This window comes from Blastomonas sp. UPD001, from assembly GCF_003426715.1.
Taxonomy (GTDB): domain Bacteria; phylum Pseudomonadota; class Alphaproteobacteria; order Sphingomonadales; family Sphingomonadaceae; genus Blastomonas.
On record NZ_QKVT01000001.1, the window covers coordinates 2,674,796 to 2,687,509 of the forward strand.

Below are 12,714 nucleotides of genomic sequence, written 5' to 3' on the forward strand. Positions count from 1 at the left end.
GAGACGGCGGGAGAGCTGCGAACTCATGTCGTTCCCCCCGTATACCCGCCCTGCGCGCGCCCGCCTGTCCGGGCCCGTCCTCTGACCGCCCTCGACATGGTGCTATCGCCAGCCGTCGCTCCGCGCGCCAATCCGCTGACCGATTCGGCCAGCTGGACCGCCATGCGCAATGCCTGCATCGCCGATCCGGGCGCCTTTCATGGCGACCAGGCGCGCGCGTCGATCTGCTGGTATCTGCCCGAGCATCAGGCCTGGGGCTTTTTCGATCGCGACGCGGGCGTGTGGACCGGATGGGATGCCGCGACCGGCGCGCCGCAGAGCCTCGACCTGCCCGCCGATCACACCCCCTGGGAGCGCGGGCTCAATGCCGACACCCCGCCCAACTGGCGCTGGTTCGAGGGCGCGTTCACCAATAGCGGCTTCAACGAGGTCGACCGGCATGTTCTCGCCGGGCACGGCGCGGAAACCGCGCTGATCTTCGAGGGCGACCGCTGGAACATGTCCAGCGACAATGGCCGCGGCGGGCCGGTCGATTGCTACCCGGTGTCGCGCAAGCAATTGATGCTGGAAGCGGCGAAATGCTCGCTGGCGCTGGCCGCGCTGGGGCTGAAGGCGGGCGACCGCATCGCGCTCAACATGCCGTCGATCCCGGCGCAGATCTACTGGACCGAAGGCGCCAAGCGCGCAGGCATCATCTACACGCCCGTCTTCGGCGGGTTCAGCGACAAGACATTGTCCGACCGGATCGCTGACGCGGGTGCCAAGATCGTCATCACCGCCGATGGCAGCTATCGCAACGCGCAGATGGTGCCGTTCAAGACGAGCTATACCGACCCTGCGCTCGACAATTTCATCGGCGTCGGCACCGCGATGGACCTGCTCGCCAGCGCGCTGAACGACCCCGCGAACGAGGCCGATGACAAGGTGCGCGGCGCGATCACCGATGCGGTGAGCGAATTGCTCGACGGCGAGGTCACGGTGGAACGCTCGGACGTGATGCGCGGTGTCGGGCGTGCGCTCGACGATCTGGCGCAGGGCTCGGCGCTCAATGCCGCGCAGGCGGCGAACCTGCGCATGGCGATCGCGTCTGCCCTGGTCGATTCGCCGCCGCGCGTCGAGGCGGTGGTGGTGGTGCGCCACACCGCGCAGCCCGATCTGGTGTGGAACGCGCACCGCGACCATTGGAGCCACGACCTGACCGCTGAGGCGGGCGAGAAGATTCTCGAAGCCGCGCGCGCGCTCGGGCTCGATGTCGCCGACGAAGCCGCGCTGCTGGCGCTGCCCGATGCGGATTTCGTCCGCGCCATCTGGGCGGTGTCGCGGCCGCTGCCGGTCGATGCCGAGTATCCCAATTTCATCATCTATACCTCGGGTTCGACCGGCAAGCCCAAGGGCGTGGTGCACGTTCATGGCGGCTATTGCGCCGGCGTCGCCGCGACCATGCCGGTGGCTTTCGATGCGTCGCCGGGCGATGTCATGTTCGTCGTCGCCGATCCGGGCTGGATCACCGGGCAGAGCTATCTGATCGCAGGCTCGCTGCTGTGCCGGGTGACGACGATCATCACCGAAGGCTCGCCGGTCTTCCCGCATGCCGGGCGCTTCGCCTCGATCATCGAGCGGCACAAGGTGCAGATCTTCAAGGCGGGCGTCACCTTCCTCAAAGGCGTGATGCAGGACCCGGAGAATCTGAAGGACATCCAGGCGTACGACATGTCCTCGCTCAAGGTCGCAACCTTCTGCGCCGAGCCGACCTCGCCCTCGGTCCAGGCCTTCGCGATGGAGCATGTCACGCCCTGGTACATCAACAGCTACTGGGCGACCGAACATGGCGGCATCGCCTGGACGCATTTCTACGGCAATAGCGATTTCCCGCTGCGCCCTGACGCGCATACCTATCCGCTGCCCTGGATCGTCGGCGATGTCTGGGTCGAAGATGCCGATGCCCCGCCGCTCGAATTCGGATTGGAGCGCGAAGAGGCCGGCGGCGTTCCGTGGCGGCGCGCGAAGAACGGGGAGAAGGGCGAGATCGTCATCGCGCTGCCCTATCCGTATCTAACCCGCACCATCTGGGGCGATACCGATCAGTTCAGCCTTGAAGCCGTGTCGGGCGGCATCCGCGTCAACCCGCTCTGGCGCGGGGATGCCGCCCGTTACGCGAGCACCTATTGGGGGCGCTGGAAAGGCACCTGGGCGTACACTCAGGGCGATTTCGCGATCCGGCACGAGGACGGCTCGTTCTCGCTGCACGGCCGCTCGGACGATGTCATCAACGTCTCGGGCCATCGTATCGGCACCGAGGAGATCGAGGGCGCGATCCTGCGCGACAAGACGCTCGATCCGGGCTCGCCGGTGGGCAATGTGCTGGTCGTCGGCGCGCCGCATCGCGAAAAGGGCGCGACACCGATCGCGTTCGTCACCACCATCGCCGGGCGCAGGCTCACCCAGGACGACCGCCGCCGCCTGACCGACCTGGTCCGCACCGAAAAGGGCGCGGTCGCGGTGCCGCAGGACTTTCTCGAGGTCGCCGAGTTTCCCGAGACGCGCTCGGGCAAGTACATGCGCCGCATGGTCCGCGCGATCGTCGAGGGCGGTGATATCGGCGACACCTCGACGCTGCGCAATCCCGAGAGCATCGATGCGCTCAAGGCCGCCGTCGCCGCCTGGCAGCGCAAGCAGCAGCTCGCCGAGGATCAGGCGCTGTTCGAGCGCTATCGCTATTTCCTGATCCAGTACAACAATCTGGGCGACGGGAAGCGCGTCGCGACGGTCACCGTCACCAACCCCCCGGTCAATGCGCTCAACGAACGCGCGATCGACGAGCTGGTGATCGTGGTCGAGCATCTCGCGCGCAAGGATGACGTGATTGCGGTGGTATTCACCGGCCAGGGCACCGCCTCGTTCGTGGCAGGGGCGGATATCCGCCAGATGCTCGAAGAGGTGAACACGGTCGAAGAGGCCGGCGTGCTGCCCAACAATGCGCAGCTCGCCTTTGCGAAGATCGAAACGATGGGCAAGCCGTGCATCGCCGCGATCCAGGGCGTGGCGCTGGGTGGCGGGATGGAGTTCGCGCTCGCCTGCCATTACCGCATTGCCGAACCCGTGGCACGCTTCGGCCAGCCCGAGATCAACCTCAGGCTGCTGCCCGGCTATGGCGGCACGCAGCGGCTGCCGCGCCTGCTCGCCGAACGCCGCGCCGCCGAAGGCCTGCGCGATGCGCTCGACCTGATCCTGGGCGGCCGGGCGATCGGGGCGCAGGAAGCGCTCGAGCTGGGCGCGATCGAGCAGATCGCCGATGGCAGCGACGATGTGCTCAGCATGGCGCACGCGATGGTGCGCGATTATGCGCGGCACGGGGCGGAAAGCACCCTCGGCAAGGCCTTTGCCGATCGCAAGGCGATGACCAAGCGCTGGGCCCATGCGGCGCATATCGATCTCGACGCGGTGCTCGAGGACACGTTTCTCCAGCGCATCCTCAAGCAGCTCGAATGGGCCGGGCGCGGCGAGGCGGGCAGGCGCGCGCTCGATGCGGTTCGCACCGGCTGGACCGAAGGCATGGCCGCAGGGCTCAAGCGCGAGGGCGAGCATTTTGCCGAGGCGATCATCGATCCCGAGGGCGGCAAGACCGGCATCCGCCAGTTCATGGACAAGCAGTCGCCGCCGCTGCCCGTCCGGCGCACCGGCGTGTGGATCGATGCAGAGCACGAGGCGAACAAGGCGGCGATGATCGCATCGGGCCAGCTGCTCCCCGTCGGCGCGCCCTTCTATCCCGGGGTGACCCCGATCCCGGCCAAACAGCTCGCCTTCGGCATCAGCCGCGATCCCGATACCGGCGCGCCGCGCTTCGGCCCGCCCGCATCCCACGAGCGCGAGCATATCGTCCCCGTGGTCGCGCCCGAGCCCAACGAGGCTCTGGTGTACATGCTGACCAGCGAGGTCAATTTCAACGATATCTGGGCGCTCACCGGCATACCCGTCTCCCCCTTCGACGCGCATGACGAGGACGTCCAGATCACCGGTTCGGGCGGGCTGGCGCTGGTCGCCTCATTGGGCAGCGAGGTCAAGGCCGAAGGGCGCTTGCGCGTCGGCGACATGGTGGTCGTCTATTCGGGCACCTCGGACCTGCTCTCCCCCCAGGCGGGCGACGACCCGATGTTCGCGGGCTTCGCCATCCAGGGCTACGAGACCAAGACCGGCAGCCATGCGCAGTTCCTCAACGTCCAGGGACCGCAGCTGCACCGCGTGCCGCCCGACCTGACGCTCGAACAGGCAGGCAGCTATGTGCTCAATCTCGGCACGATCACCCGCTGCCTGTTCACCACGCTGCAGATCGTGCCGGGCAAGACGATCTTCGTCGAGGGATCGGCCACCGGCACGGGGCTCGATGCGCTCAAATCGAGCCTCAAGTCGGGCCTCAAGGCGACCGGGCTGGTCTCGAGCGAGGACCGCGCCGCCTTCGTGCGCGAGCAGGGCGCGGTCGGCGCGCTCAATCGCAAGGATCCGCGCTTTGCCGCCGCCTTCACCCCGGTACCCGACGATCCCGAAGCGGCGAAAGCCTGGGAGGCTGACGGCGCCGGCATTCTCGAGGAATATCGCAGGATGAACGGCGGCAGGCTTGCCGATTTCGTCGTCAGCCATGCGGGCGAAAGCGCCTTTCCGCGCAGCTTCCAGCTGCTCGAGGAGAATGGCACGCTCGCCTTTTACGGTGCGTCCTCGGGCTATCATTTCAGCTTCATGGGCAAGCCTGGCAGCGCCGCGCCCTCGGACATGCTGGCGCGCGCGCAGCTGCGTGGCGGGGAATCGGTGCTGCTCTATTACGGCCCGGGCAGCCGCGATTTGGCCGATCCGCTGGGGCTCGAGATGATCGAGGCGGCGCGGCTGTACAAGGCGCGCACGGTGATCGTCACCACCACCGACGGGCAGCGCGAGTTCCTGCAGTCGCTGGGGCTCGAGGAATCGGTCGAGGGCATCATCAGCCTGGAAGGGCTGAAACGCCGCGATGCCGAGTTCGTCTGGCCCGACAGCCTGCCGCGCCTGCCCGATGCCCGCGCGGACATCGAGCGGTTCAAGGAAGGCGTGCGCCGCTATCAGCAGCATACGATGAAGCCCTTCGGCACCGCGGTCGGCAGGATCCTGGGATCGCCCGGCAATCCGCGCGGCGTGCCCGATCTGGTGATCGAGCGTGCGGGCCAGGATTCGCTCGGCGTCTCGACCTCGCTGGTCAAGCCGTTCGGCGGCCGCATAGTCTATGCCGAGGAAATGGCGGGTCGCCGCTACACCTTCTACGCGCCGCAGGTCTGGACCCGGCAGCGCCGCATCATCATGCCGACTGCCAACATCTTCGGCACGCACCTGTGCAACGCGCACGAGGTGACGGTGATGAACAATATGATCGCGGGCGGTCTGCTGAGCGTCACCGAGCCTCTGGTCGTCGACTGGGACGGCCTGCCCGAGGCGCATCAGGCGATGTGGGACAACCGGCACACCGGCGCGACCTATGTCGTCAACCACGCCTTGCCCGCGATGGGCCTGCGCAGCCGCGACGAGCTGCTCGAATATTGGGCCAGCACTTCCACCCTCCCCAGGGATTGACCGCACCACGATCGCCCTGGTCCGGCGTTGCAGGAGAGACATGAGATGACGGCAGGCAAGGGCAAGGGGGCCAAGGTGGACCCGGCGGGCGGCAAGGCGGCGACCGGGCGGCTGGCGGGCAAGGTGGCGCTGGTCACGGGGGCTGCGGGCAATCTGGGCGGCGCGATCATCCGCCGCTTCATCGCCGAGGGCGCGACACTGGTGATGACCGGACGCACCGAGGAGCGGCTGGCGGCGGCGAAACAGGCGCTGCTCGACGAGACCGGGGTCGAGGAATCGCGCGTCTTCACCGTGATCCTCGATGGCGCCGATCCCGATTCGGTGCGCGCCGGGATCGATCAGGTCAGGGCGGCGCTGGGGCGGATCGACGTGCTGGTCAACAATGCAGGTTCGGCCGGGCCGCGCCAGACGCTCGAGAACGTGCCGCTCACCCGCGCCGAGATGGAGGCCAATGGCGATAGCGAGACCGTCGCCGATGCGATGCGCAACCTGCTCGGCGTCAGCTGGAACCTGACCCGCGCCGCGGCGCCGATCATGCCGGTGGGCGGATCGGTGGTGAACATCTCGACCATCTTCTCGCACACCCGCTATTATGGGCGCACCGCCTATGTCGTGCCCAAGGCGGCGCTCAATGCGCTGAGCCAGGAACTGGCCAAGGAGCTCGGCGCGTCCGGCATCCGCGTCAACACCGTCTTTCCCGGCCCTATCGAGAGCGAGCGCATCCGCACCGTGTTCGCCGCGATGGACGCGCTGCAGGGCGAGCCGGAAAACACCACCGCGAACCATTTCATGGGCCGCATGACGCTCGAACGCGCGGTCGGCGATGCGCCGAAGCAGAAGACGCTGCCCGTGCCGGGCGACATTGCCGATGCCTGCCTGTTCCTCGCCAGCGATGAATCCGCCGCGCTCAACGGCAACGAGATCGACGTGACGCACGGCATGCAGGTGCGCAAGGATTCGCGCTCGACCTATATGACGCGCCCGTCGATGCGCTCGCTCGACGGCGCGGGGCTCACCGTGCTGATCGCGGCGGGCGAGGCCTGGGAAGACGCGCTCGACATGGCCAAGATCCAGGCGGCGTGCGGTGCGCGCGTGCTGCTCGGCATGACGCGCCAGGTCGATGTCGCGCAGGCCGAGGCGCGGGTGAAGGCGCAAGGGGCCGAAGAGGGGCTCACCATCATGCGCTTCAACCGCGCCGAGCCCGACGGCATGGAGGCGGCGATCCGCGCCTATTCGGACGCGCATGGCGCGATCCACAGCGCGATCGTGCTGCCCGTGAAACCGGCGGGGCATTTCGGCGACAGCCTGGTCGAGGCCAGCGATGCCGAGGTCGATGCGCTGATCGACATCGAACTGACCGGTACGATTGCGGTCGCGCGCACATTGCGCCGCTACTGGAAGACCTGTTCCGACCTGATGCAGGACCCGCGCTTCGTGTTCACGTCGGGTCCCAGCGACGGCAAGGGCAACAAGGCGGGCCGCATCCTCGCTGCCGCGATTGCGCAACTGATCACCATCTGGCGCGACGAATCGCGCGTCGATTTCGCGCAAGGGCGCCAGAAGCGCGCCGCCTGGGGCAACCAGATCGTGCGCTACACCAACGAGGAGGACGAGAACACGCGCTTTGCCGCGGGCCATGCGACGCGCATCGTCTTCAAGGAACAGAAGATCACCGAAACCTCGCTGTATCTCCCTGCCAATATCGGCGAGGAGACGGGCGCGCGCCGGGCGATGCTGGGCTTTGCCGAGAACATCACCGGGCTGCATCTGGGCAAGGTGGCGATGATCACCGGCGGATCGGCGGGGATCGGCGGCCAGGTCGCGCGGCTGCTCGCGCTCGCCGGGGCCAAGGTGATGATGGTCGCGCGCCGCGCCAGCGAACTCGAGGCCGCGCGCGAACGCATCGTCGGCGAGTTGCAGGATGTCGGCTTTTCGGGCGTCGAGCGCCGGGTGAAGATCATGGCCGATGTCGATGTTAGCGATTTCGATTCGCTGCGCCGCGCCGCCGATGCCACCATGGCCGAGTTCGGGCGGATCGATTATCTCATCAACAATGCCGGCGTTGCCGGAGCCGAGGACATGGTCATCGACATGAGCCTCGACATGTGGCGCTGGACCTTGGACGCGAACCTCATAAGCAACTATCTGCTGATGCATTATGTCGTGCCGATCATGAAGCGGCAGGGCTCGGGCTATATTCTCAACGTGTCGAGCTATTTCGGCGGCGAGAAGTTCCTCGCGGTCGCCTATCCCAACCGCGCCGACTATGCCGTGTCCAAGGCCGGGCAGCGCGCGATGGTGGAAAGCTTCTCGCGCTTTCTCGGCCCCGAGATCCAGGTCAACGCGATCGCGCCCGGCCCGGTCGATGGGGACCGGCTTTCAGGCACGGGCGGCAAGCCCGGCCTGTTCCTGCGCCGCGCCCGCCTGATCCTCGAGAACAAGCGATTGAACGCCATCTATGCCGCGGTGATCGAATCGATCCGCGAGGGGGCGGAGGTGACGCATGTGCTCGGCCGGCTCGCGCGCAACGATACCGGCTATCTCAGCCACGACCGCTCGACCCCCGATCCGCTGCGGCTGCTCTGCCTCGAACTCGCGCGCGAGGGCGACGGCATCTGTACCTGGGACCGCTATCTGCTCACCCCCGATATCGCAGGCCGCCTGCTGATGCGGCTCGCCTCGGCGGGCTATCTGCTGGCGCATGACGAATGGCAGCAGCGCAGCGCGAGCGCCGAAGGCCGTACCGGCTGGCTGCTGGCATTGCCGCCCGACGACATGCCGTACCTGCCGCAGGAACGCATCGGCAAGGAGGCGGACAAGGTCGGGCGCGGCGTGCTGTCGCAGCTGCACCTGGGCGCAATGCCCAAGGAGAGCGAGGTCGCGCAGGCGACCGTCTTCTATCTCGCCGATCGCGCGGTGAGCGGTGAGACCTTCATGCCCTCGGGCGGGCTCAGCGTCGAACGCTCGTACACCGAGCGCGAGATGTTCGGCAGCCCCAAGCAGGAGCGGCTCGAACAGATGAAGGGCAAGACCGTGTGGGTGATCGGCGAGCATCTGGCCGATTATATCGCGGAGACCGCCAACCATCTGATCGGCGGGCTGGGCGTGGCGCGGCTGGTGCTGCTCACCCGCAGCGAGGCGGGCGAGGCGAGCGTGCTGGCGCTGCTCGATCCCGAGATTGCCGAAAAGGTCACCGTGCGCGTGTGCGGCGCGGATGTCGAAAGCGCGATGGACCGGGCGCTGACCGATTTCGGCCGCCCGACCACGGTCGTCTCGACGCCGATGGCGGGCCTGCCCGACCGGCTGTTCGAGGATGGTGCGATGCTCGAGCCCGAGGAATTCCGCACGCTGTGCGAGGAGAACCTCACCCAGCATTTCCGCGTCTCGCGCAAGGCCTCGCTCTATGACGGCTGCCAGCTGGTGCTGGTCTCGCCCGACGTGCCCTTCGGCCAGAGCGGCCCGGCGTTCGCGCTCGCCAATTTCGTCAAGACGACGCTGCACGCCTTCACCGCGACATTGGCGGTGGAGAACGAGCGGCTGGTACACGACGTGCCGACCAACCAGATCAACCTCACCCGCCGCGTCCGCTCCGAAGAACCGCGCAACGCGGTGGAGCATCAGGAAGAGCTCAAGCGCTTCGCTCGCGCGGTCCTGCTGGTCGGCGCCCCGCTGCCCGACGCGCAGGATTCGCGGTACCGTGCGCGGATCTACCGGGGCACGTCGATGACGGTGTGATTGTGCTGTAATACTTTTTGGTATATCGTGGCAGTCTCTGCCACTACTGGGACTGAACATGGCACGCAACACGTCCGTGACGATCGGGGACCATTTCTCCGGCTTCATCGCCGAGCAGGTCCGGACCGGTCGCTATGGCTCTGCCAGCGACGTGGTCCGCGCCGGATTACGATTGCTCGAAGAGCATGAGACCAAGGTGCGCGCCCTTCAGGAGGCGCTGATCGAGGGGGAGCAATCTGGCGAACCGCGCCCGATCGACTTCGAGGCTCTCAAGGTACGCAAGCGGGCGGAGCGCGCCGCGCGGTGAGATCGCTCGTCTTCCTGCCTGCTGCGGAAGCCGATATCGAAGCCATCTGGGACTATAGCGCGGATCGCTGGGGCGAAGACCAGGCCGATCGCTATACCGATGACATCAGCAGCCTGTGTGAGGCATTGGCGCGGGGCGACAGATCAGGCAGGCCGGTCGATGTCCGTCCCGGATTGCTGAAATGCAGGGTGGCATCGCACATCATCTATTTCCGCAGCGAGGCCGAGAGGATCGTCGTCGTTCGGGTTCTGCACGGTGCGCAGGATGTGGAACGGAACCTGTAGCGATTGCGCGTGACGTCCCTCGACTTCGCTCGGGACAAACGGAAGGGGTAACGCGCCCCGTCAACGGTTCGAGTTCCCGAGCGAAGTCGAGGGACCTGCGCACCGAGGTTTGCTGAAAATCGCAGCCTCAACCCCCGCCCACCAGATACAGCCCGCGCCCGTGCGCTTTCAGCCAGCGGTCGGCGGACTTGCGGTCGCCTTCGAACAGGTGATCGAGCCAGGCGTAGAAATCGGGGCTGTGGTTCATGTGGCGCAAGTGCGCGACCTCGTGCGCGACGACCGAGCGGCGGACCGTGTCGGGCGCGAGGATCAGCCGCCAGTTGATGCGGATCGTGCCGTTTGCCGAACAGCTGCCCCAGCGGCGCGCGGCGCTGCTCAGGGCGAGCGACGGTGTCGCGATGCCCGCGCGGGCGCAGTAATCGGCAAGGTCGGCGGCGCAGTGCCTTCTTGCCTCGGCCTTGAGCCAGCGCGTCAGGCGCGGTTCGACCGAATCGCGCGCGCCGCCCAGCCGGATGACGCCATCGGCGGCGACCACCGTGCGGCCATGCGCGGCCTCCCAGTCGATCCGGTGCGGTGTCCCCCGAAAGGGAAGAACCGCGCCCGGTTCGATCGGCGTCGCGGTGCCGGCGCGCGCGAAGCTCGCCTCGATCCAATCGGCCTGGGTGCGGGCAAAGGCGATGCCCTCGCCCAGCCGGGCATGGCGCGGAAGCGTGAGCAACAGCGCGCCCCTGGCCGGATCGGTGCGCAGCCGGATTGCGCGCGCCGGCACCGCGACGCCGATGCGCGGCGGGTTTGCGCAGGAGCAGGCGCGCTATCGGCATCGGCCGCTCGCCCTCACCCTTCCGGTGCTGCGCGCCCCCCTCCCACTCCCGCCGGGAGAGGGAAGGGGCCCGCGCCGCAAGGCGTGGGAAGCGTGAGGGCGATTGGCCGCCTCACAGTTCTTCCTCGATGATATGGTTCTCGATGGGACCTGCATGCACCTCGGAAATCACCCGGCCGATCACCGAATGACCGCCCGCGTGCATCTCTGCCAGGCTTCCGGTGCGCAGATGGTGCCAGTCGGGCAGCGGAAGGCCGTCTGCGCGCAGCCGATAGGCGCAGGTCGAGGGCAGCCAGGCGATCGATGCGACATTGCCCTGGGTCAGCCGCAGGCAATCGGGCACCAGCGCGCGGCGATGGCGATAGTCGGAACAGCGCGCCGTGCGCGTGTCGAGCAGGCGGCAGGCGACATTGGTGGGGTAGATGTGCCCCGTGTCCTCATCCTCGACCTTGTGCAGGCAGCATTTGCCGCAGCCGTCGCACAGCGCCTCCCACTGCGCGCGGTCGAGGCTCGCCAGCGGCTGTTCCCAGAACGGGGGGCTCTCTTCAGGTCGATGGCGGCCCGCCGCCATCAGCGCGTCCATTTGTCGATTTCGGCGGCGATGGCTTGCGGGTCCTCGTCATAGGGGAGCAGCGCGATCGGCTCGCCCTGCTTGCCCATCAGATAGGCCTGGCGGCTGTGATCGACCAGATAGGCCTTGGGATCGGGGCCGGCAGGCTTCTGCGCCTTGTACATGACGAGATAGGCGTCCGCGACCGCCTTGATCTGTTCGGGCGTACCGGTGAGGCCGATCAGCCGCGGGTGAAAGGCGCTGACATATTGCTTGAGCACCGCGGGTGTGTCGCGCGCCGGATCGATGGTGATGAAGATCGGCTGGATCGCCTTCGCGCGCTCGGGCTGGTCCTTTTCGAACCTGGCGAAACCGGCGGCGATCTTCTGCAGGTCGACCGGGCAGACATCGGGACAATAGCTGTAGCCGAAATAGATGATCCGGAACTTGCCGGCAAAATCGCTGTCCTTCACCGTCTTGCCGTCCTGGTCAGTCAGCGCGAACGGTCCGCCGATCTTCGCGCCCTCGAGCGGCGCTTCCTGCCTGGTCGCGGCACCGCCACAGGCGGCGAGCGCGAACGGAAGCGTCAGGGCGGCGAGGAGCGACAGGGATTTGTTCATGACAGGTTCGTCCATGCTCTGCTATGCACCCCGTTTCAAGGGGGCTTGAACAACCCGGGCCCGGCGCGCCGGACCCACCCTGCACAAGGAACGTGAATTCGTGGATGGCTTTGTCCGCATCTTGACCCGTGGTCCGATGGCGCTGCTGGCGGCTCTGGCGCTGCTGCTGCCGGTGGCGGCCTCGGCCCAGTTTTCCGACAGCTACAATTTCCTCAAGGCGGTGCGCGAGCGCGACGGCGACAAGGCGACCCAGTTTCTCAACGAACCGGGCAGCACCATCGTCAACACCAAGGACATTACCAGCGGCGAGAGCGCGCTGCACATCGTCACCGCGCGGCGCGACCTCACCTGGATGGGCTTTCTGCTCCAGCGCGGGGCCAACCCCAATGCGCGCGACAAGAACGGCATCACCCCGCTGATGCTGGCGACCAACCTGCGCTTCGTCGACGGCGCCGAATTGCTGCTCGGCCGCAAGGCACAGATCGATGCGACGAACAATTCGGGCGAGACTGCGCTGATCCGCGCGGTGCAGCTGCGCGACCTCGCCATGGTCCGGCTGCTGCTCAAGAACGGCGCGAACCCCGACAAGCAGGATACGATCGCCGGCCAGTCCGCGCGCGATTATGCCAATGGCGATTTCCGCAACCCGCAGATTCTCGAGGCGATCACGTCGAGCGACAAGGACCGCAAGGCGGGGGCGAACACGCCCAAGGTGTTCGGCCCGACGGGGTAAATTTCCAGTCCTCCCCGAGCTTGTCTCGGGGAGGGGGACCGCCGACCGCAGGTCGGTGGTGGAGGGGAAGCGGAAC

General features: G+C 67.2%; 8 protein-coding genes. 5 read left to right on the top strand and 3 right to left on the bottom strand.

The features are described 5' to 3' along the window. Positions 1-96: 96 nt before the first annotated feature. Genes DM995_RS13605 through DM995_RS13620 form a run of 4 tightly spaced genes read left to right on the top strand, consistent with a single transcriptional unit; the run spans position 97 to position 9,915 of the window. Positions 97-5,589 carry an AMP-binding protein gene (locus DM995_RS13605; protein ID WP_198669369.1) on the top strand — a complete coding sequence of 1,831 codons (5,493 nt, stop codon included), beginning with the start codon at positions 97-99 and terminating at the stop codon, positions 5,587-5,589. A gap of 45 nt (positions 5,590-5,634) precedes the next feature. Beyond that, entirely contained in the window at positions 5,635-9,324 is a 3,690-nt protein-coding gene (locus tag DM995_RS13610) for an SDR family oxidoreductase (RefSeq protein ID WP_116969769.1), read from the top strand. A gap of 58 nt (positions 9,325-9,382) precedes the next feature. Then, positions 9,383-9,631 carry a type II toxin-antitoxin system ParD family antitoxin gene (locus tag DM995_RS13615; protein ID WP_116969770.1) on the top strand — a complete coding sequence of 83 codons (249 nt, stop codon included), beginning with the start codon at positions 9,383-9,385 and terminating at the stop codon, positions 9,629-9,631. Further along, entirely contained in the window at positions 9,628-9,915 is a 288-nt protein-coding gene (locus DM995_RS13620) for a type II toxin-antitoxin system RelE/ParE family toxin (RefSeq protein WP_116969771.1), read from the top strand. The genes DM995_RS13615 and DM995_RS13620 overlap by 4 nt, the downstream gene beginning before the upstream one ends. Before the next feature lie 127 nt (positions 9,916-10,042). Here the strand turns inward: DM995_RS13620 and DM995_RS13625 are convergent, their stop codons facing one another. The 3 genes from DM995_RS13625 to DM995_RS13635 all read right to left on the bottom strand — a co-directional run bounded on the left by DM995_RS13625 (position 10,043) and on the right by DM995_RS13635 (position 11,905). Beyond that, positions 10,043-10,684 (bottom strand): M48 family metallopeptidase, encoded by a 642-nt coding sequence (locus DM995_RS13625; protein WP_157973211.1) that lies wholly within the window; start codon positions 10,682-10,684, stop codon positions 10,043-10,045. A 163-nt stretch (positions 10,685-10,847) separates the two neighbouring features. Next, positions 10,848-11,318 (bottom strand): YcgN family cysteine cluster protein, encoded by a 471-nt coding sequence (locus DM995_RS13630; RefSeq protein WP_023839098.1) that lies wholly within the window; start codon positions 11,316-11,318, stop codon positions 10,848-10,850. After that, entirely contained in the window at positions 11,306-11,905 is a 600-nt protein-coding gene (locus DM995_RS13635) for an SCO family protein (protein ID WP_116970472.1), read from the bottom strand. Before DM995_RS13635 ends, DM995_RS13630 begins: the two co-directional genes overlap by 13 nt. Before the next feature lie 136 nt (positions 11,906-12,041). On the opposite strand from DM995_RS13635, the gene DM995_RS13640 reads away from it, so the two are divergent. Further along, positions 12,042-12,638 (top strand): ankyrin repeat domain-containing protein, encoded by a 597-nt coding sequence (locus tag DM995_RS13640; RefSeq protein ID WP_116969773.1) that lies wholly within the window; start codon positions 12,042-12,044, stop codon positions 12,636-12,638. Positions 12,639-12,714: the final 76 nt, after the last annotated feature.

Coding starts and splice junctions, on each gene's coding strand:
- DM995_RS13605 (WP_198669369.1), top strand. CDS start 97: ATGGTGCTATCGCCAGCCGTCGCTCCGCGCGCCAATCCGCTGACCGAT.
- DM995_RS13610 (WP_116969769.1), top strand. CDS start 5,635: ATGACGGCAGGCAAGGGCAAGGGGGCCAAGGTGGACCCGGCGGGCGGC.
- DM995_RS13615 (WP_116969770.1), top strand. CDS start 9,383: ATGGCACGCAACACGTCCGTGACGATCGGGGACCATTTCTCCGGCTTC.
- DM995_RS13630 (WP_023839098.1), bottom strand. CDS start 11,318: ATGGACGCGCTGATGGCGGCGGGCCGCCATCGACCTGAAGAGAGCCCC.
- DM995_RS13635 (WP_116970472.1), bottom strand. CDS start 11,905: ATGAACAAATCCCTGTCGCTCCTCGCCGCCCTGACGCTTCCGTTCGCG.
- DM995_RS13640 (WP_116969773.1), top strand. CDS start 12,042: ATGGCGCTGCTGGCGGCTCTGGCGCTGCTGCTGCCGGTGGCGGCCTCG.